The sequence below is a fragment of the Janthinobacterium svalbardense genome (genome assembly GCF_002327145.1).
Classification (GTDB): Bacteria; Pseudomonadota; Gammaproteobacteria; order Burkholderiales; family Burkholderiaceae_D; genus Janthinobacterium; species Janthinobacterium tructae.
The window spans coordinates 1,465,526-1,486,723 of record NZ_CP023422.1 but is presented as its reverse complement, the minus strand read 5'-3'; the positions used below and the strand labels follow the sequence as shown (position 1 = coordinate 1,486,723).

11 protein-coding genes are annotated in these 21,198 nt (G+C 58.8%); 7 read left to right on the top strand and 4 right to left on the bottom strand.

The window, feature by feature from the left end:
• Window positions 1–209 precede the first annotated feature (209 nt).
• From glnE to CNX70_RS06555, 5 genes are all read left to right on the top strand, one after another.
• Window positions 210–2,963, top strand: a complete 2,754-nt coding sequence (glnE, locus tag CNX70_RS06575; RefSeq protein ID WP_096234042.1) for a bifunctional [glutamate--ammonia ligase]-adenylyl-L-tyrosine phosphorylase/[glutamate--ammonia-ligase] adenylyltransferase — start codon at window positions 210–212, stop codon at window positions 2,961–2,963.
• A gap of 118 nt (window positions 2,964–3,081) precedes the next feature.
• Window positions 3,082–3,459: a hypothetical protein gene (locus CNX70_RS28000; protein ID WP_157750916.1), complete on the top strand. Its 378-nt coding sequence runs from the start codon at window positions 3,082–3,084 to the stop codon at window positions 3,457–3,459.
• A 511-nt stretch (window positions 3,460–3,970) separates the two neighbouring features.
• On the top strand, window positions 3,971–6,820 hold the full coding sequence (locus tag CNX70_RS06565) for a TonB-dependent receptor domain-containing protein (protein ID WP_244199164.1): 2,850 nt from the start codon (window positions 3,971–3,973) through the stop codon (window positions 6,818–6,820).
• 102 nt (window positions 6,821–6,922) lie between these two features.
• Complete coding sequence (locus CNX70_RS06560) at window positions 6,923–7,378, top strand: hypothetical protein (RefSeq protein ID WP_096234039.1); 456 nt, start codon at window positions 6,923–6,925, stop codon at window positions 7,376–7,378.
• A 96-nt stretch (window positions 7,379–7,474) separates the two neighbouring features.
• On the top strand, window positions 7,475–8,239 hold the full coding sequence (locus CNX70_RS06555) for a YoaK family protein (protein WP_096234038.1): 765 nt from the start codon (window positions 7,475–7,477) through the stop codon (window positions 8,237–8,239).
• Window positions 8,240–8,293: 54 nt separating this feature from the next.
• Here the strand turns inward: CNX70_RS06555 and gap are convergent, their stop codons facing one another.
• Window positions 8,294–9,304: a type I glyceraldehyde-3-phosphate dehydrogenase gene (gene gap / locus CNX70_RS06550; RefSeq protein ID WP_096234037.1), complete on the bottom strand. Its 1,011-nt coding sequence runs from the start codon at window positions 9,302–9,304 to the stop codon at window positions 8,294–8,296.
• A gap of 76 nt (window positions 9,305–9,380) precedes the next feature.
• Window positions 9,381–11,378: a transketolase gene (gene tkt / locus CNX70_RS06545; protein WP_096234036.1), complete on the bottom strand. Its 1,998-nt coding sequence runs from the start codon at window positions 11,376–11,378 to the stop codon at window positions 9,381–9,383.
• Window positions 11,379–11,572: 194 nt separating this feature from the next.
• Here tkt and CNX70_RS06540 point away from each other — a divergent pair, with 194 nt between their 5' ends.
• Window positions 11,573–12,298, top strand: a complete 726-nt coding sequence (locus tag CNX70_RS06540) for a 16S rRNA (uracil(1498)-N(3))-methyltransferase (protein WP_096234035.1) — start codon at window positions 11,573–11,575, stop codon at window positions 12,296–12,298.
• 189 nt (window positions 12,299–12,487) lie between these two features.
• Here CNX70_RS06540 and CNX70_RS06535 read toward each other — a convergent pair whose 3' ends face one another.
• A complete protein-coding gene (locus CNX70_RS06535; protein WP_244199052.1) occupies window positions 12,488–15,331 on the bottom strand; it encodes a TonB-dependent receptor domain-containing protein in 2,844 nt (947 codons plus the stop codon).
• A gap of 1,296 nt (window positions 15,332–16,627) precedes the next feature.
• Here CNX70_RS06535 and CNX70_RS06530 point away from each other — a divergent pair.
• The gene (locus CNX70_RS06530; RefSeq protein WP_096234033.1) at window positions 16,628–18,262 is read left to right on the top strand and encodes an NAD(P)/FAD-dependent oxidoreductase; all 1,635 of its coding nucleotides are present in this window, start codon (window positions 16,628–16,630) and stop codon (window positions 18,260–18,262) included.
• An 84-nt stretch (window positions 18,263–18,346) separates the two neighbouring features.
• On the opposite strand, the gene CNX70_RS06525 is transcribed toward CNX70_RS06530, so the two are convergent.
• Complete coding sequence (locus CNX70_RS06525; protein ID WP_167389619.1) at window positions 18,347–21,040, bottom strand: TonB-dependent receptor; 2,694 nt, start codon at window positions 21,038–21,040, stop codon at window positions 18,347–18,349.
• Window positions 21,041–21,198: the final 158 nt, after the last annotated feature.

Sequence of the window (21,198 nt, the reverse complement as noted above, 5' to 3'; positions counted from 1 at the left end):
AAATAATGGCAAAAATCGTCTGCATTCGTGGTGCGCGCCTGCATCCTTGCGCTTGCTTCTGAGCAAAGCCTCCCTTACCATCGTCCGGAAGAGCATGCACTGCCGGCGGCATTCGCGCCAGCGGCACAATTTTACCGCATCCCCCGCCGTTCACAGCCAAGTTAAACAAGAACCATGCAAGCAGCATTCACGAGAGCCTTACCGACACCATGAGCACACAGCCTTTGATCTCCGCCTCCCGTTTCTACCAGCGCTGGCTGAGCGCCGCCCCCGAGCGCGCCGCGCAGATAACGCAACTGGTGCGCGCGCCGCTGGACAAACTCGACTTTGCCGCCGCGCTGGCCGACCAAGCGAACGCCGCCACGCCGCCGCTGCCGGCCGAGCGGGCCATGCGCCGCCTGCGCAACCTGCTGGTCTGCGGCCTGATCGAGCGCGACCTGGACGGCCAGGCAGACTTGAACGAAGTCGTCACGGCCATGACGGGCTTTGCCGATTTCGCCATCCGCACGCATGTGGACGCCATCATGGCCGAGATGGTGGCCTTGCACGGCATGCCCGTCGGCGAAGAATCGGGCGAGGAACAGGCCTTGATGGTACTGGCGATGGGCAAGCAGGGCGGCGGTGAGCTGAATGTCTCGTCGGATATCGACCTGATCTTTGTTTACCCGGAAGATGGCGACACGCAAGTCACCGCGCCGGGCCAGCGCAGCCTGTCGAATCACGAGTTTTTCATTCGCATGGGCAAGAAACTGATCGCCTCCCTGGCCGAGATCACGCAAGACGGTTTTACTTTCCGTGTGGACATGGCCTTGCGTCCGAACGGCAACTCGGGTCCGCTGGCCGCCAGCCTGGGCATGGTGGAACAATACCTGATCGTGCAAGGGCGCGAATGGGAGCGCTATGCCTGGGTCAAGGCGCGCGCCGTGACGGGCAAGCCGGAAGACATTGCGTCGCTCGACGCCATCGTGCGCCCGTTTGTCTTCCGCCGCTACCTCGATTTCGGCGTCATCGATGCCATCCGCACCATGCATGGCCAGATCCGCGCCGAGGTCAACCGCCAGGAGCGGCTGCATCCCGACCGCAGCAACAACGTCAAGCTGGGCCGGGGCGGCATCCGCGAAATCGAATTCCTCGCGCAAGTGTTTCAATTGATACGCGGCGGGCGCGATGCCGAACTGCGCGAGCGTTCCACACGCGCCACCCTGCGCACAGTGGCGGACAAGGGCTTGCTGGAACCGGCCATCGTGGAGCAATTACTCGGTTCCTACACTTTCCTGCGCAACCTCGAACACCGGCTGCAATACCTGGACGATGCGCAAACCCACACCCTGCCCGCGAATGACGCCGACCGTCTCACCGTGGCGCAGATGATGGGTTTGCCCGACACGCCTACCCTGCTGGCCCAGCTCGAAGCGCACCGCGTGTTTGTCGCAGGACAGTTCGATGAGATGTTCAGCGACAAGAGCAGCGGTACGCCGCCGGCCGACACGGGCATCGACCCGCAGACGTCGAACGACTGCGCCGCCTCGGACCAGCAGGAAGCCATCGAGGCGCGCTTCGCCGCCCTGGGTTTCCACGAGCCGGCCGCCTGCGCGCGCCGTTTGCTGGCCACGTGGCAGGCGCCGCGGCTGCAATCCTTGCCCGAGGCGAGCCGCACGCGCCTGGTGGCTCTCGTCAATTCCGCCCTGCCCCTGATCACCGATTGCTCCGTTTCCAATGGCAACGCCAGCCAGCTGGCCACCCTGGGCCGCCTGCTGGACTTTTTGGAAGCCATCGCGCGCCGCTCGGCCTATCTGTCGCTGCTGACGGAATATCCACATACGCTCGAGCGCGTCGTGCGCATGGTGTGCGCCAGCGGCTGGGCCGCCACCTTCCTCACGCAACATCCTATCCTGCTCGACGAACTGCTCGATGAACGCATCCGCAACACGGTGCCCGATCCAAACGCGCTGGCGCTGGACCTGCAGCGCCAGCTCGACGACGCGCCCGGCGACACGGAGCGGCAGATGGATATCCTGCGCGAAACGCACCATGCGCAGCTGTTCCAGTGCCTGGCGCAAGACCTGGCGGGCGACCTCAGCGTGGAAAAGCTGGCCGATTACCTGTCGCAGCTGGCCGACATCATCGTCGCCGCCACCGTCCAAGCCGTGTGGCAAACGTTACCTGCGCGCCACCGCGAAGTGCCGAAATTCGCCGTCATCGCATATGGCAAGCTGGGCGGCAAGGAACTGGGCTATGTCTCGGACCTCGACGTCATCTTCCTGTTCGACGACGACGACCAGGAAGCGCCCGGCCTGTACGCCAAGCTGGCGCAGCGCTTCATCACCTGGATGACCTCGCACACCTCGGCTGGCATCCTGTTCGACATCGATATCGCCCTGCGCCCCGATGGCGCCTCGGGCATGCTGGTTTCCAGCGTGCAGGCATTCGAGCGCTACCAGGGCAGCGCGGCCTGGGTGTGGGAGCACCAGGCGCTCACGCGCGCGCGCTTCTGCGCCGGCGACGTCGCCATCGGCAAGCACTTCGAACGCATCCGCGACACGATCTTGCGCAAGGAGCGCCCGGAAAACGGCCCGCTCAAGGGCGAAGTGGTGGCCATGCGCAAGAAAATGCTGGACGCCCACCCGCCGCGCCCTGGCAGCTTTGATTTGAAACAAGATCCGGGCGGCATGATCGACATCGAGTTCATGGTGCAATACCTGGTGCTGCAGCATGCGGCGCAGTATCCGCAGCTGACGGCCAACTCGGGCAATATCGCCCTGCTGCGCCTCTGCGGAGAGTTAAAACTGATCGACGCGCAGCTGGCCGCCCTGGTGGCCGACGCCTACCGCGCGCTGCGCAAGCTGCAGCACCAGTTGCGCCTGCAGGGCCACGACCTGGCACGGGTGGAACCGGAAAGAGTGCGCGTGCATGCCGACAATGTGCGGCGTTTATGGCAAGCCATCTTCCAGGATGCGCGCTGACAGGTCTGCCGTAACCTGCCCTCCCGTTCGCTGCTGTCGCAAACTTACCACAGCGAACGGAAGAATCTCTCGCCTCTGAGCCAGGTCCAACATGCCTCCCTTGGCGCGCCAGCGAGCCATGAACGCAGTACCAGGCGCCCAGACAAAACGAATCAAGCACGCCAAGCCACTGCATTTCTGGCAACGCTCATTATCCTCGTTAACACGCAATAAAAGTCCGCAGATTCCCGTCGCACGTTGTTTCTCAATAAACATCATGAGCGCGGGCCACATTTTATTCATACCAAAAAATAATCAAATTATTCCCCGCCTGTATATCGGCGATCACGGCCGTGAACGAGCGATAGCCGCATGCGAAAGGCGCTATCCATTTCCAGTTTCCACCACATCACCGCCCACTGGCATGCAGGAGAAAAAATGTCATCAAACTACCTATGCTCTCTATATGCGAGGATTGCAAAAGAATATCAAAAGTTTCAAAATTGCAATATATTAAATAAAAAATAAAATATACTAATTAATATCCATTAACCCGAAATTAATCACCGCAATAAAATATCAATAAATTAAAGTTAATTTAAAAAAAAGTTCCCGAGCAAGGCCGATTTAATCCTTCCGGGAAAAAAAGAAGACGGCATTTCCCCCTCTTCACCGCATATTGTCTAGACAGGCAAGACAAAAATTCAGGGATTGGGTACGGCAGAGTTTTTAGTGAACGAAAATATTGCCTGCGCTTTCATTGCAGTTACCGCTGCATGAATATTCATGTTACTCATCATGAAAATATATGCGACCGCACAAAAGTTAATTAAAATGCAACTTGCTGTTATTCTTTAAATATTGCAAGTATTAAATTGACTTGCAACTTGTGCCTAGGTACAGTCAATCGTCGTAAAGTTCTTAAAACATAACTATTAACTTACAGCACAAGGGAATCGACAATGTTGAATGAAACAGTTCTAGCGCGTTCAGTCAGGCTCATATGCGCAGGCAGTATCGTGCTCACCATGCACTCCGCATTTGCTCAGACACAAGAGGAAAACGTCACCAGGGTGCAAGTCACCGGTTCGCGTCTGACCTCGCCAAATGCCGTATCACCATCCCCGCTGCAAATCCTGACATCGGCCGATATCGCCGCTTCCGGTGCCACCAACTTGCAGGAACTGTTGCTGAAAAATCCAACATTAGGCACGCCAACCATCAGCCGCACCAATTCCAACTTCCAGACCGCCAGTGTCGGCGTGGCTACGGTTGACCTGCGCAACCTGGGCACGTCGCGCACCCTGGTGCTGGTCAACGGCCGCCGCTTTGTCTCCGGCATTCCAGGCGAATCCGCGGTCGACATGAACACCATTCCGACCGACTTCATCGAACGTGTGGAATTGCTGACCGGTGGCGCGTCCGCCGCATACGGCTCGGACGCCGTGGCAGGCGTAGTCAACATCATCTTGAAACGCAACTTCAATGGAGTACTGGTCGATGCATCGCTGGGCCAGAGCGACCACCACGACGATTCGAAGAAAAAACTGGCCATCACCTTCGGCACCAGCAGCGCAGACGGCGCCAGCAATGTCATGGGCCATTTCGGCTACTCCAAGCAAGGTGCCGTGTACTCACGTGACCGCAATGGCACCGATGTCGACAACCAGTCGAAAGCAGCCATCACAGGTAAAGCTGCCGACATCTTCACCCCCATCTCGCCGTTCTACTCGAGTATCTCGCCACAGGGTCGTTTCTTCCATGACACAGGCGATTTCACGTACGACAAGGCCGGCAACGTCATTCCATGGAGCACCAACGGCACTGCCGCCCTGGCGGCGACGGGCTTCAACCGCAATGCCTTCCGTACCATCGCCGTACCGACCGAACGTTTCCTGTTTGCCACCAATGGTACCCATGCCTTCGATGAGAATCACAGCGCCTTCTTTGAAGGCACGTATTCGTCGACCAAGGTGACATCGCGCATCGAACCATTCGCCCTGCAAGCTGGCGACATTTTCCCGGATACGGGCCAGGTTCCTGCCGGCACCCTGGTCAATGGCGTCGTGGTGCGCAATCCACTGGTTCCGCAATACCTGTATGACCGTATTACCGACAACGATGGCGATGGTATTCCCGATTACTCGTTCACGCGCCGGCTGTCCGAAGTCGGCACGCGCGGCAGCACGGCGGAACGCGATACCTTCCGCCTGGCGACCGGCTTGAAGGGCACGATCATGGACTGGAACTATGAAGCCTTCGTGTCGTACGGCAAGACCAAGGAAGCACAGAATTCGAGCGGCCAGGTGAACGTGCAAAACTTCCGCAATGCCTTGCTTGGCACGCCTGACGGCGCCGGCGGCGTGCAATGTTCGGATGCCATCGCGCGTCAGCAAGGTTGCGTGCCAATCAATATCTTTGGCTACAACACGATTTCGCCCGAAGCATTGAAATACGTCACGGCGCCAGGTTCGTTGATCACCTCAACCACGCAAAAAATTGCTGGTGGTAACTTGAGCGGCGAATTGTTCCAGCTGCCAGCGGGTAAAGTCGGCCTGTCCGGCGGTTTCGAATGGCGCCAGGAAGAATCGAGCAGCATACCCGATCCGCTGACGCAAGCTGGATTGAATGCAGGCAACGCTACGCCGCCGACGTACGGCAAATTCAATGTCAAGGAAGCCTACCTGGAAACCTTGGTACCGCTGCTGAAAGACAAGTTCCTGGCGAAGCAGCTCGACTTCCGCGCCGCCTACCGCGTCGGTGACTACTCCACCGTCGGCCACACCAACAGCTGGAACATGGGCCTGGAATGGGCGCCGACATCGGATGTGAAGTTCCGAGCCACACGTTCGATCTCGACCCGCGCGCCGAACATCAACGAACTGTATTCGCCACCGAGCCAGGACTTCCCAAGCGGCCTGACCGATCCATGCCTGGGCGTCACGGCCGGCACGCCTGGCGCAACCGCAGACGCATGTCGCGCCAATCCTTACGTCTTGGCTAATATCCAGGCAAATGGCACGTTCAAGCAGTCGCAATCGGACTTGCAGGGCATCAGTGGCTACAACCGCGGCAATCCTGACCTGAAGGCCGAGCAAGGCCGTTCGACAACCGTCGGCGTGGTACTTACCCCGCGTTCGATCCCGATGCTCAGCAAGTTTACCTTCACGGCGGACTACTTCGACATCAAGATCTCGGATGCCATCGTCAGCACGCCGCGCCAGTATGCCCTGAGCCAATGCTACGGTGGCGGCAACCCGGCATTCTGCAGCTTCATCACGCGCCGTGCCGCTACCAGTGGCGACAACAACGTCGGCGCCCTCACCTATATTGACTCGGCCGTGTCGAACAGCGGCGGCCTGGCCACTGAAGGTGTCGACTTGACCGCATCTTGGGTCGATATGGTTGGCCCAGGCCGTCTGAGCGCCAAGATTCAATATACGTATGTCAAAGAGGGTTACGTCATTCCTCTGAAAGATGCGGACAAGAGCAAGGAAAAAAGGGATCTGTTTGCGGGCGAAATCGGTGCAGCCAAGAACAAGGCTAACCTGAACCTGGCCTACAAATGGGGCACCTTCGGCATCAGCAGCACCACGACCTTCATCGGCAGTTCGGCGCTGGATGATCAGTACCTGGCACAGTTCAAGCTCCCAGCCGACTCCATCAAGGTTGGCTCGCGTACCTACCAGGACTTCCAGCTCACCTTCGACGTGAAGAAGCAAGTGCAACTGTATCTGGGCATCGACAATGCCTTCGACACATCCGCACCAATGATCTTGAGTGGCGTGACCGGCAACAGCACCGGCACCAACACCAACGCGGGTACGTATGACCCGATTGGCCGCCGCTACTATGTCGGCGTGCGCGTGACGATGTAATCCTGCACGGGATGGCGGGCTTGACGGCCAGCCATCCTCGCAACAACGGTGCGCTACGGCGCGCCGTTTTCATTTCCGCAGAAGAAAACAAGGGGAACCGACATGAGAAAATTATTACTGTTGCTGGCAGTTTGTGGCCCCGCCCAGGCCGACGACGCGGCAACCTTGCGCTGTCGCACGCTGAGCGACGGTGCGGCACGACTGGCCTGCTATGACGCCATGCCCGTCGGCGGCCCGGCAGTGGCGGCCGTGCCTCCCACCGTGGAACAGCAAAAACAGGCATTTGGCATGGAAGGCAGGCAAAAGCGTGCCATCGATGCCATGCCGGCGCCGCAGCTTGCCAGCCTGAGCAGCCATATCCCGGGCAAGTTCGAGGGCTGGCAGCCGGGCCAGACCATCACCCTGGCCAATGGCCAGCGCTGGAAAGTAGTCGACGGCAGTGATGGCGTGGTGGTCGGCAAGGATTTAAAAGCCACTCTGGTACGCGGCATGCTGGGCGCCATCTATCTCGACATCGAAGGGGCGTCCCGCTCACCCAAGGTGGTACGCATTCAGTAGCGGGCACCCAGTGAAAGTTTCTTTGAAGATATTCCACGGCCACGGCAGGGCGTATGATGGAGGTCACTGCCGCGTTGACGAAGGAAATCTACCGCCATGCCATTGCACTACCTGTCCCGCCTGAGCGGCGCGGCGCGCGACACGCAAGCCAATTTGCAACTGGGCTGCGTGCTGGCGCTGGTGGCCGGCGCCGTGAATGCGGGCGGCTTTCTCGCCATCGGCGGCTATACTTCGCACATGACGGGCATCGTTTCCGGCATGGCGGACGACCTGGCGCTGGGCAATATCACGCTGGCCCTGGCCGCGCTCGGCGCCTGGCTGGCCTTTGTCAGCGGTGCGGCCGTGACGGCCATCATGGTGAACTGGGGCAAGCGGCGCCGGCTGCACAGCCAGTTTGCCGCCAGCCTGCTGCTGGAAGCGGCCCTGCTATTGCTGTTCGGCTTGACGGGCAATTATCTTGCCACCATGCCCGACGTGCTGGGCCCCGTCACCATCTTGCTGCTGTGCTTTGTCATGGGTCTGCAGAACGCCATCATCACCAAGATTTCGGGCGCCGTCATCCGCACCACCCACGTGACGGGCCTGTCCACCGATATCGGCATCGAACTGGGCAAGATGGCGTATTACAACCGGCGCCACCTGCCGGACCGGATGGTCAAGGTCAACCGCGGCAAGCTGAGAACGCACAGCCTCTTGATCAGCTGCTTTTTCATCGGCGGCGTCAGCGGCGCCCTGGCCTTCAAGCACATCGGCTTTCCGGCCGCCACCATCCTGCTCGCCGGCGTGCTGACCCTGCTGTCCGGCGTGCCCGTGCTGCGCGACTTGCGCGTGCTGTGGCGCTTCTACCGACGCCGTTTTTAATCATACAGACGAAAAAAACGCCCTTAAGGGCGTTTTTTCTTATGCGGTCAAAAATTACTTGGCCGACATCAGTGCAACGGTGGTGTCGAGCATGCGGTTCGAGAAACCCCACTCATTGTCGTACCACGACGATACTTTCACCAGACGGCCCGAGACCTTGGTCAGGGTCGAATCGAAGTTCGACGAAGCCGGGTTGTGGTTGAAATCGATCGATACCAGCGGTTCGGTCTGGTACGTCAGGATGCCTTCCAGGGCGCCTTCCGACGCGGCCTTCATCAGCGCGTTGACTTCTTCCACGGTGGTATCGCGCTTGGCGATGAAGGTCAGGTCGACCAGCGACACGTTGATGGTCGGCACGCGGATGGCGAAGCCGTCCAGCTTGCCATTCAGCTCAGGCAACACCAGACCAACGGCGGCAGCAGCACCCGTCTTGGTCGGGATCATGCTCATGGTGGCCGAACGGGCGCGGCGCAGGTCTTCATGCATCACGTCGGACAGCACCTGGTCATTGGTGTAGGCGTGCACGGTGGTCATCAGGCCCGTTTCGATGCCGATGGCGTCGTTGAGTGGCTTGACCAGCGGTGCCAGGCAGTTGGTGGTGCACGATGCGTTCGAGATGACGGTGTCGGTCGATTTCAGTACCGAGTGGTTGACGCCGAACACGACGGTTGCATCGACGTCCTTGCCGCCTGGTGCCGAGATGATGACTTTTTTCGCGCCGCCCTTCAAGTGAGCCGAAGCTTTCTCTTTGGTGGTGAAGAAACCCGTGCATTCCAGCACGACGTCCACGCCCAACTCGCCCCATGGGATTTCAGCAGGATTGCGCTGTGCAAACACGCGGATCGGATCGCCATTGACGATCATGTTGTCGCCTTCGACGGTGACCGTGCCCGGGAACTTGCCGTGCGCGGTGTCGTAGCGGGTCAGGTGGGCGTTCGATTTGGCATCGCCCAGGTCGTTGATGGCAACGATCTGGATATCCTGTTTCTTGCCGCCTTCGTAGAAAGCGCGCAACACATTACGGCCGATGCGGCCGTAGCCATTGATTGCAACTTTGATCGTCATACTCTGCTCCTGATTAAAAAAGAAGGTACATGCACGCCCCCGGCGAGCACATCGCCAGGACCGTTAAAAATCAATATTAGCCAGCGATAACGGCTTTCACCTTGGCGACAACGTTCTCGACCGTGAAACCGAAATGCTTGAACAGCACGCCGGCAGGCGCCGATTCGCCGAACGTGTCGATACCGACCACGGCGCCTTCCAGGCCCACGTATTTGTACCAGAAGCTGGTCACGCCCGCTTCGATGGCCACGCGCGGCACGCCCTTGGTCAGTACGCTGGCCTTGTAGGCGGCGTCCTGGCGATCATACACGTCGGTCGATGGCATCGACACCACGCGCACAGCGATGCCTTCCGAGGCCAGCGCGCTGGCGGCAGCGACAGCCAGTTCCACTTCGGAACCGGTAGCGATCAGGATCGCCTTGGCGTCCGCCACGTCGTTCAGCACATAGCCGCCGCGGTAGATATTTTCAATTTGCTCGCTGGAACGCTCCTGGTACGGCAGGTTCTGGCGCGAGAAGATCAGGGTCGACGGGCCATCCTTGCGGCGCACGGCGGCGCCCCAGGCAGCAGCCGACTCGACGGTATCGCATGGACGCCAGTTGTCCAGGTTCGGGATCAGACGCATCGACGAGACGTGCTCGACCGATTGGTGCGTCGGGCCGTCTTCGCCCAGGCCGATCGAATCGTGGGTGAACACGAAGATCGAACGCAGTTTCATCAGCGCGGCCATGCGCAGGGCATTGCGGCTGTAGTCGGAGAACGTCAGGAACGTGGCGCCGAACGGGATGTAGCCGCCGTGCAAGGTGATGCCGTTCATGATGGCGCTCATGCCGAATTCGCGCACGCCGTAGTTGATGTGGTTGCCTGGCTGGCCCGAACGCACGGCCACGCACTCTTTCCAGTTGGTCAGGTTCGAACCGGTCAGGTCGGCCGAGCCGCCGAGGAATTCCGGCAGCGACGACGCCAGTGCCTGGATGGCGTTCTGGCTGGCCTTGCGGGTGGCGATGTTTTCTTTCTTTTCCACGCAGGAAGCGATGGCGGCGCTCAAGGCCGCTTCGAATGCCTGCGGCAACTCGCCCTGCATGCGGCGGGTCAGTTCAGCGGCTTGCTGCGGGAATTCGCGGGTGTAGGCGGCGAAGCGCTCGTTCCAGTCCGCTTCCAGCAGGGCGCCTTGTTTCTTGGCATCCCAGGCGGCGTACACGTCGGCCGGCATCTCGAACGGTGCGGCATCCCAGCCGATGTATTCGCGCACGGCAGCGATTTCCTTGTCGCCCAGCGCGGCGCCGTGGACCTTGTCGCCGCCTTGCAGGTTCGGCGAACCCTTGCCGATGATGGTCTTGCAGCAAATCAAGGTTGGCTTGCTGGCGGTCTTGGCGGCGGCGATGGCGGCAGCCACGGCGGCAACATCGTGACCGTCGACAGCGCGGATGACGTTCCAGCCGTACGCTTCGAAGCGGGCCGGGGTGTCGTCCGTGAACCAGCCTTCGACTTTGCCGTCGATGGAAATGCCGTTGTCATCGTACAGGGCGATCAGCTTGTTCAGGCCAAGGGTGCCGGCCAGCGCGCACACTTCGTGCGAAATACCTTCCATCAGGCAACCGTCGCCCAGGAAAGCATACGTGTAGTGATTGACGATGTCGTGGCCAGGCTTGTTGAATTCAGCGGCCAGCAATTGCTCCGACAGGGCCATGCCGACGGCGTTGGCGATGCCCTGGCCCAGCGGACCAGTGGTCGTTTCCACGCCTGGCGTGACATCGACTTCCGGATGGCCCGGGGTTTTCGAATGCATCTGGCGGAAGGCCTTGATGTCATCCATCGACAGGTCGTAACCGGTCAGGTGCAGCAGCGCGTAGTGCAGCATGGAGCCGTGGCCGTTCGACAACAGGAAACGGTCGCGGTTCTGCCATTTTGGATTCGCGGGATTGTGGCGATAGTGACCACTCCACAGGGCAACTGCGATCTCGGCCATGCCCATCGGCATGCCTGGATGGCCGGAGTTGGCCTTTTGTACAGCGTCCATTGCCAGTGCGCGGATCGCATTGGCCATTTTGGTAGTCGGGAGCGTAGTTGTCATGATGGTGTGGGTCAGTCGCGAGTTTGGGATTCGTTTGCAACAGCACGGACAAGAAAGAACCCAGGCCGGCTGCTTTATGTAGTCAACTATTTTACCAGACTGGGGGGCTGCAAATTAGAATTGCGGCGTACTGGCCCGCCAAATGGCTATACTTTGACGTCTTTCCACCCCACTTACCCCCGTTGAGGATTTGCATGCCGCGTTTTTTCTGCCCCCAGCCGCTCGTCGCCGGCGCCACCGTCTCCCTGCCGGAGGCTGTCGCCCACCATATCCAGGTCGTGCGCCTGGCGCCGGGCGACGTCATCACCCTGTTCAATGGCGAAGGCGGCGAAGTGCAGGCCAGCCTGGTGGCGGTCGCCAAGCGCAGCGTGACGGCGGAAATACAGGCGCACGTGGCGCGCGAAGCGGAACTGCCGTATGCCGTGACCCTGGCCCAAGCGCTGCCGGAAGCATCGAAAATGGACTGGATCATCGAAAAAGCCATCGAACTGGGCGCGGCGGGCATCGTGCCGCTGGCGGCGCAGCGCTGCGTGGTGCGCTTGTCGAGCGAGCGGGCCGAGAAAAAGCTCGCGCATTGGCAAGGCATCATCGTCTCCGCATCGGAACAATGCGGCCGCAACCGACTGGCCCAGCTGGCGCCATTGCAGGATTTTAGTAGCTGGAGCAGCCAGCAAGATCTGCATAAGTGCATCATTTTGACGCCGCGCGCGGAGCAGTCGCTGGCCGACTGGGCGCGTCACCAGCCGCCACAAGCGATCACCGTGATGGTGGGGCCGGAAGGCGGGTTTACCGAGGCGGAAGAAAAAGCCGCCATCGCGGCTGGCGCCATCGGCTTGGCGATGGGGCCGCGCATCCTGCGCACGGAAACGGCGGGATTGACGGCGCTGGCGACGCTGAGTGCATTGTGGGGTGGGATGTAGCGAGGTTTCGCCCACAACACACGGATCCGCGCTGCGCCAGTGGCTCGACGTAGCAGCGACGTCCCGCCAATTTGCAATATGGAGTTGCAGATGCGTCCGGCAACGGACGTAGAAAGCAAAAAGGTCCACCAGGGAATCCTGGCGGACCTTATTCAAACGTTCATCAGATGCTCCTTGCGGAGCCTCAGATTAGAACGACTGGTTGTAGCGTACGTACACGAAACGGTCGATAGGCAGGTTAGGATCTACCGACGACGACGACGACGGGCCAGAGTAGTTGCTGTTGGCGCTGTAGTTGACGGTTGGAGCCTTGTCGAACACGTTGTTCGCGCCTACCATGATGCGGCCTTTCCATGGAGTTGCGTAAGCAACGCTCAGGTCGGTATAAACATAGGCGCCGATCTTGTTGTAAGCGCCAGTTGGCGATACTGGGTTCGAGCACTCGATGTTCGCGCCGAACGCGCAAGCAGCCTTGGTGCCGGAAGTGTAACGCGACGTGACCGTTGCGCTCCAGTTACCCAGGCTCCAGTCCAATGTCAGGTTCGACTTCAGGCGTGGCGAACCCCACTCACCGTTCGAATCGTACCAATCGGCAGTCGCGCTGCTCTTGGTCAGGAACGATTTCACCCAGGTCGATTGCGAATTGACAACGAACTGGCCGTATGCCGTACGAGGCAGACGGTAGGACAGGCCGATATCGACGCCTTCGGTTTCCATGGTACCCAGGTTGGTATTGCCGCGGCTCAGGCCGACGATCTGACCAGTCGTATCACGCGTCACGTTGTTGCAGAACTCGGAGACGTTGTACAGATAGCACTGACTCAGGGTGTATGCCACGCCAACTGCCGTGATGCGGTTTTCGATGGTGATCTTGAACCAGTCCAGGGTACCGCTCAGGCCAGGCACGAACGATGGGTTGTACACCAGACCCAGGGTTTTCGTCTTCGCCGTTTCTGGTTTCAGGCTGTTGTTGCCAGCGCCCGTGTTGAATGGAACTGGCGTTTGTGCTGCAGCCGTCACTTCACCACCGGTAGCATTACGCTGACGGAAGTTAGCAGGGACACCAAGTCTGGAGCAATTGCCAGCGATCGTCGGATTGGCCGTTTGACCATACTTGCTGTCACAAATGTCCAGGTAGCTGTCGTACGACTGCGAACCGCCGCCGAAGGTATCGTTCAGCGATGGTGCGCGGAAACCTTCAGCCCAGGTACCACGTGTCAACAGGTCGTTGACCGGTTTCCACATGAAGCTGGCTTTGCTGTTGGTGGTCGTGCCGAAGTTGCTGTAGTCCGAATAGCGGGTAGCCAGGTCGATCGACAACAGTTTTGCGAATGGCGCGTCTTTCAACAAAGGCACGTTCGCTTCCAGGTACATTTCCTTGACGGTGTAGCGGCCATAGGTGGCATTGCCAGCCAGGTCGGTCGTCAGGTTCGACTGCGCGAATTGATCCGGGATGTCATAGCCGCGCACTTCACGACGCTCCAGACCACCGGCAACGCCCAGGGCGCCTGCCGGCAGGGTCAGCAGTTCACCGCTGACATCGGCGGTAATGCTGTTGACCGTGCTACCGTACGTTGCCTGACCATTGGCCGTGATGTATTTCAGCGCTGCCGGGGTCGAGGCAGATGGGCCGCCCAGGATATTGAAGGGGGTGCACTCTGCCAGCGAAATCGGGCTGGCAGCGGTACCGCACTGCACCACGCCGCTGGAGTTCAGGAACGATGGACCCAGAGCCTTTTTCAGGTTGATCAGGTTCTGGTTACCAGTGCTCGACGACAGGCCGGTTACGGAATTGTGGTTGTAGCCCGTGCTCCAGCTCCATGGCAGACCGCGCAAGGTGAAGTCGCCTTCCAGCGATGCATCAATGTGCACGGTCTGGTTCTTGCTCTCAGTAACGCGCGGCATTTCGACCATGCGGCGGTAGAAGAATGCATCCGCGCCCGTGCCGCCTGTGACGGAAGCGCCGATCGGGTTGTAGTAGCTGTTCTTGTCCAGATAGACAGGATACTTGGATTGGCTCAGGCTGTTGACAGGGTAACCCGCGTTCTGGCGGCTGGAATTGCGCTCGGAGAACATGGCCGTGCTGGCAAAACGAATGCCCATCGGCAGATCGAACGTACCTTTGGTAAACATCGTCGTCAGCGCGTTCGGCGATTCGAACATCATTTGCTGCGTCGAGTTGTACAGGTCGTCAGGGCTAGGAGCGGCAGCTGGGTACACATGGTAGTTCAGCGGATTGCGCGAATCCTGGCCAACACCGTTCGGGTTCTGCCACGTGCCGGTGTGGTTCAGGTATTGGTTGACGCCCGTCGCAGCGCCGCTGGCGCTGACTTGACGGTAACGACCCCACTCACCTACACCCAGACCATTCGTTGGATGATTCGGGCCGTACGTGGTCCGCGTGGCTTCACGGTCCTTCGACCAGACCACGCCCGACGTCGTATGCGACAGGCCGAACATCAGCGAGGCTTTTTCATCACCGGCGCCATACGAGAAGCTGTAGTCCGAATTCTTGCCGTCGCCCTTGTCGTTCTGGCCGTGGTAGACGCTCAGGTTGGCGCCTTGCATGGATTTTTTCAGAATGATATTAACAACACCAGCGATCGCGTCGGAACCGTAGATGGACGATGCGCCATCTTTCAGGATATCGATGCGTTCGATCATGGAGGTCGGTACCGTCGACATGTCGGTGTAGCCAGCAACGGTGGTAGTCCAGCGCTTGCCGTTGACCAACACCAGCAGGCGCTGCGAACCGAGGCCGCGCATATCGATGTACTGGCCGCCTTGCTCGCGGTTCGACGTCAGCGTCGAGCCCTTGCTGAACGCTGGAGGGCCGGCCGAAGTCAGTTGATTCAAAACATCGCCTACGGTAACCAGACCGGTCGCCTGGATCTGTTGCGCCGTCATTTTCAGAACAGGTTGAGCGGTCTCGAGATCGACCTGGCGGATACGCGAGCCGGTAATCTCCACGCGCTGCGGTGCTTCAGCTTCAGCTTGTGCCTGGGCAAACACGGTCAGCGAGTTCAATGCCATTGCCACTGCTACAGCAATTTTAGTGCGTTGATGCATAAGTTCTCCGATTTGAAAATACTATACCTACTGATCTAGTCAGGCTCTTGTAGACATAGCAAGTATGTCTAATGTCTTTCTTAACCTGGTGCTGTCGGCCATGTGCCCAACCGTTTATCGCTTTATGAGCGAGTCAGCAAGATTGCTATGACATCTCATCATCAAACCATTTCCAAAGCGGCACTGTCAATAATCGTTGAAAATGGATTCATCAAAGAAACAACACTTTTCCTCTAAGCATTTCCTGTTTCCCGTAGAAAAAAGAGCATGTAGTGCTCGATAGCAATACCGGATGCACCAGGCGTGAGCAATAGTCGGACTGATACGAACTCGGCTGCTGCATTGCAGTGCGCTGTCGACGCTTGCCTGGCGTACGGAAAAATAGGGAATGGTACGCAAACCACCTGCAACTACCAGCAAAAGCATCAAATCCCCACGTTCTCGCTTAAATCAAACGCACAAAAATGGTGCAACGCCAGAAAAAAACAGTGTTTTTCCAATCGCGACTTTGCATGGATGCGATTTTTTTGCGCCAGAGGCATGGGATAACGGCCAAGAGTTGCAAAAACACAACAATGGAAGTTAAATCCGTCACAATCTCATTTTTTCATTATATGATGCAGGGGTAAATAAAAAGCTTCTCCTCATCTGCACGCTCGGCCATGAATACAGATATTCATGCGCACCCAAATGCAAATTGCTTTTTTTTAAAACAATCCGCGCTCCATTTTTATTCCAAAGATAAATTATATTTTCAGGAATAAAAGATAGCCACGTCCTGCCCAAATATAACCGAGTAAATCTCAATACACCGGCTGATGTATCTCGCCTGATCATTTCTCAAAAAATAAAACTGCTACGCCGGTTATAAGATACAAAATGCTTTTCATCGGTGCGCGCCACGGTTTTGGTACGCTTCCGGATGATTCCCTCCTGCATTCCTGTGCTTGTCCATCTGCGGTGCTTGACGCGAGCCGGTTCGTACGCCTGCGCATACCGGATGCGGCGCGCCGTAGTCGCTTGCGGCTGCCTTAAGTCACGTTATGCTTCCCGTTATATTTCTGTTGGCACTGCGCCCGGCGGCCTTCACGGCATGCTTGCACCACTACCCCGCCGCACCGCAGCCCAAGCGACCCAGGCCCGGTCTTCTCAAAAAAACGCCAGCTGCAGGTAAAATGGCGGCTTGATGGTAGCGCGCATGCGCTGCCTCACAGACTCTCCGCTAGATACGGAGCCCGGCCATTTATATAGACAGATATTATGTTGCGACTCAACGAAGTAAAACTCCCCCTCGAACACGACGATGCAGCCCTGCCTGCCGCCATCCTGGCGCGCCTCGGCATTGCCGCGGAAGAGCTGCTCGGCTTTACTGTCTTCAAGCGCAGCTATGACGCGCGCAAGCGCAGCGCCGTGGTGTTGATTTACTCGCTGCATGTGGACGTCAAGAATGAAGCGGCCGTGCTGGCGCGCCTGGGCCACGATATCCACCTGATGCCCGCGCCCGACACCGACTACAAATTCGTCGCCGGCGGCGAACAGCTGGCCGGCCACACGTATGAAGCGCGTCCCATCGTCATCGGCACGGGGCCATGCGGCCTGTTCGTGGCGCTGATCCTGGCGCAGATGGGCTTGCGCCCCCTCATCCTGGAACGCGGCAAGCAGGTGCGCGAACGCACGGTCGACACCTTCGGCTTCTGGCGCAAGCGCGAACTGAACCCGGAATCGAACGTGCAGTTCGGCGAAGGCGGCGCTGGCACCTTCTCGGACGGCAAGCTGTATAGCCAGATCAAGGATCCCAAGCACTATGGCCGCAAGGTATTGACGGAATTCGTCAAGGCCGGCGCGCCCGAGGAAATCATGTATGTGAGCAAGCCCCACATCGGCACCTTCCGCCTGGTCAAGATGGTGGAAGAAATGCGCGCCAATATCGAACAACTGGGCGGCGAATACCGCTTCAGCAGCAAAGTGGTCGATCTCGACATCGTGCCGGGTGCCGACGGCGGCCAGGTACGCGGCGTGGTTCTGGACAATGGCGAGACCATCGCCAGCAACCACGTGGTGCTGGCCATCGGCCACAGCGCACGCGACACCTTCGAGATGCTGCACCGCCGCGGCGTGTACATCGAAGCCAAGCCGTTCTCGATCGGTTTCCGCGTGGAACACCCGCAATCCTTGATCGACAGCTGCCGCTTCGGCCCCAGCGCCGGCCACCCGATTCTGGGGGCGGCCGACTACAAGCTGGTGCACCACGCCAGCAATGGCCGCTCCGTCTACAGCTTCTGCATGTGCCCGGGCGGCACGGTGGTGGCTGCCGCCTCGGAGCCAGGCCGCCTGGTGACGAACGGCATGAGCCAGTACTCGCGCAACGAGCGCAACGCCAACAGCGCCATCGTCGTCGGCATCACGCCGGCCGACTATCCGGGCGACCCGCTGGCCGGCATCGCCCTGCAGCGCGACCTGGAAGAGCGTGCATTTTCCCTGGGCGGCGGCAACTACGATGCGCCAGGCCAATTGGTGGGCGACTTCGTGGCGGGCCGCGCCTCGACGGAGTTCGGCAGTGTGATTCCTTCGTACAAGCCGGCAGTGCACTTGACGGATCTGGCGCCGGCCCTGCCCGAGTACGCAATCACGGCCATGCGTGAAGCGTTTCCGGCATTCAACAAGCAGATCAAGGGCTACTACAAGGCCGACGCCGTGCTGACGGGCGTGGAAACGCGCACTTCCTCGCCGATCCGCATCAAGCGCCGCGACGACAACCTGCAAAGCCTGAATACGCGGGGCCTGTTCCCCGCAGGCGAAGGCGCCGGCTATGCGGGCGGCATCCTGTCGGCGGCCGTCGATGGCATCAAGGTGGCAGAGGCGGTTGCGCTGTCGATGGCGGCGCGCGGAAAATAAGCAACGGCTGCCGTGCCACACGGCCAGGCAAAAAAAACGCCCGGGTTTTCACCCGGGCGTTTTAGCTTTCAGCCTGCAACAGACTTAGAAGGTATAACTGCCGCGCAGATACACGGTACGGCCAATGGCGTCCGCGTAACGTGGATCATAGCCAGCCTGGAAAGTGTTGGTTTGATAGCTCAGTGGCGGTTCGCGGTCGAACAGATTGCGCACGCCGACGGTCAGGGTCACGTTCTTGGTGGCAGCAACCGTTCCGAAAGCGTCAAAGGTGGTGTAGGACGCCACTTTGTTCTCTTCATCCTGGTCCAGGTAGCCAGACTTGTAATGACCCGACATGCCGGCACTGAAAATACCGCTGTTCCAGTTCACGCTAGCCGTGTGCTGCCAGCGGAAGATCGGACCGGAGCCGGAGAAGACGCCGACGTTCTGCTTCCATTTACCGCCTTCGGCACTTTGATACTCGTACTTGTTGACGTAAGTGCTGTTGGTGATCAGGGCGAAAGTGCCGAAGTCGCTGGTGCGCAAACGGTAGTTGACGCTCAAGTCGAGGCCGCGGGTCTTCACGCCACCCAGGTTCTGGGTACGCAGGTCGACATAGCCGCAGGTGGCCGGATTCGGGCATTGTGAACCGTCGGTAGCCAGGTTGCCGTTGGCCGTGCGGTGGTACACGGCAGCGTAGGTAACCGGGTCGCCAAACACATCGTCTTCCTGCAGGGCACCGATCGAATGGTCGAGCTTGATATCCCAGTAATCGATACCAATGCTCAGGTTGGCGACCGGTTCGAGTACGACACCCACGGTGATGTTGCGCGACTCTTCAGGCGACAGCTTTTTATTACCACCAAACAAGGCCTGGAATTGCTGTTCGCAATTCGTTGCCTTGGGTTTGCCTGGCAATGGCTTGCCGCCAGGGCAATTGATCGGATCATCACGCTGACTGGTATTGGTGTACGTTTGCGAAGAATTGATCTCATACAGCGATGGCGCGCGGAAACCGGTCGAATACGAACCGCGGAACAGCACTTCTTTTGTCGGCTGGAAGCGGAACGCCACTTTCGGATTGGTTGTATTGCCGAAGTCGCTGTAACGGTCATAGCGCACGGCGGCGGTCACGTCCAGTGTCTTGAGGATAGGCACGTTCAACTCGGCGTACACGGCTTGCGTGGTGCGCGAACCTTCATCATGCGTGTTCGGATCGATGCCGGTACTGGCAACGACCTTGGCCGCATATTCCGAATTGGCGGTGCTGAGGAATTTCTCATGTCCCGCTTGCGCACCCACGGCCAGAGCGGCAGCACGGCCAGCGCCCAGCCAGTCACCGAGCTCGCGGCTTGCATTGAAGTCGGCGACCTTGGTCGTTCCCTTGGCATTGCGGACATTACCGTTCAAAGCAGCACTTTGAATCAAGGCCATGCCGGCCGCATCTTGCTCGCCAAATGGGTTGATGATGCCGTTCAAGACACCCTTCGTGATAATGCCGCCGTCACTGTACCCCATCAGATTCACAGCGACCTTGTTTTCATTGAAGGTCAGCGCCGCGTTGTAATCCCAGCCAGCGAGGTTGCCATTCAAGCCAGCGACGAAACGCTGTTGCTTGTTGATATTTTCATCAGCGCGCGAACCGTTCGGCAAATCGCGCCATTTGACGTTCACGAAGCCAGGATTGACGCCTGCAGGCATGAAGTTGGGATCGACGTAGTTGGCATCGAGCGGAATGTTCGGCGTGAAATTGCCATTGCCCGGGTAGAACGGATTCGGCGAGCCATCGAGGCGCGTGCGGTTCTGGCGCAGGCCACCATACGGTACAGGGGCGATGGCGCTGTAGACCTTGCTTTCGCTGTTCAGGTATTCAAGGCTGATCTCGTGATTCGCGTTCAGCTTCAAGACGCCTTTGAGCAAGCCAGTCGTGCGCTTGCTTTTCGGTACATAGTCGACGAAGTTCGAGGTCGACATATTGCAGCTGAGACCATCGCCACCAGGTACCAGGAAGGTACCCGCAGCGCAGCTAGGCGCGGTCGGATTGCCGGTCAGGTCGTCCTGATAGTAATTGGCGGGACTGGTGGTAGGCGAAATGCCACCTGGATAGCGCTTGTTGTAATTGCGCTGGGTACCGGTAATGGCACGCTGGCTCTGGGTATCGAGCATACCGAAAATATTAAAGCCATCTTTATCCAGATCGCCATAGCCGAAACCGACATTCGCATTCTTGGAGAAGCCACCCGATTGTTCCGGCATGTCGCCACCGATGCTGACGATGCCGCCTTGGAAGTCCTTGCGCGTGATGAAGTTAATCACGCCACCGACGGCATCGCTGCCGTACAGCGACGACGCGCCATCGCGCAACACTTCGACGCGTTCGAGCGCGGCAAACGGGATCATGTTCAAGTCGGGCGCCGAGCTGTCGAGCGCATTGTTGGCCATGCGCCGGCCATTCAGCAAGACGAGAGTCTTGTTCGCGCCAATACCGCGCAAGTCGGCGAACGACGCGCCGCCGGTACCCAGGCCGACGACCTGGCTGGTGCCTTGCGAAGCCTGCGAAGCGCTCAGGTTCGACATCACTTGCTCGATGGTGGTAATACCCTGTTTTTTCAGATCATCCATTTTAATAATGGTGATCGGCACCGAGGTTTCACCATCGATCCGCTTAATGGCGGAGCCGGTGACTTCAACACGCTGCATGGGTGCATCGTTCTGTTGTGCCATGGCTGGCTGGGCCAGCATGGTCAGGCCAGCCACGACGGCGCTACCCGTAAACATCAAACGCAAAGAACGAGACAAGACTGTTTCCATCATCATTGCAAACTCCCTTTGATATAGTTTTATGTTGCATTATTATCATGTAAACTCGGCGCCACTGAACTACGCATGCGGCGCTCCGTGCAGGGAGGCTATCTGCTCATTAACATTTTTATCGTTATGAAAACCGCATTCAGGCT

Coding starts and splice junctions, on each gene's coding strand:
- glnE (WP_096234042.1), top strand. CDS start 210: ATGAGCACACAGCCTTTGATCTCCGCCTCCCGTTTCTACCAGCGCTGG.
- CNX70_RS28000 (WP_157750916.1), top strand. CDS start 3,082: ATGAACGCAGTACCAGGCGCCCAGACAAAACGAATCAAGCACGCCAAG.
- CNX70_RS06565 (WP_244199164.1), top strand. CDS start 3,971: ATGCACTCCGCATTTGCTCAGACACAAGAGGAAAACGTCACCAGGGTG.
- CNX70_RS06560 (WP_096234039.1), top strand. CDS start 6,923: ATGAGAAAATTATTACTGTTGCTGGCAGTTTGTGGCCCCGCCCAGGCC.
- CNX70_RS06555 (WP_096234038.1), top strand. CDS start 7,475: ATGCCATTGCACTACCTGTCCCGCCTGAGCGGCGCGGCGCGCGACACG.
- gap (WP_096234037.1), bottom strand. CDS start 9,304: ATGACGATCAAAGTTGCAATCAATGGCTACGGCCGCATCGGCCGTAAT.
- tkt (WP_096234036.1), bottom strand. CDS start 11,378: ATGACAACTACGCTCCCGACTACCAAAATGGCCAATGCGATCCGCGCA.
- CNX70_RS06540 (WP_096234035.1), top strand. CDS start 11,573: ATGCCGCGTTTTTTCTGCCCCCAGCCGCTCGTCGCCGGCGCCACCGTC.
- CNX70_RS06535 (WP_244199052.1), bottom strand. CDS start 15,331: ATGGCATTGAACTCGCTGACCGTGTTTGCCCAGGCACAAGCTGAAGCT.
- CNX70_RS06530 (WP_096234033.1), top strand. CDS start 16,628: ATGTTGCGACTCAACGAAGTAAAACTCCCCCTCGAACACGACGATGCA.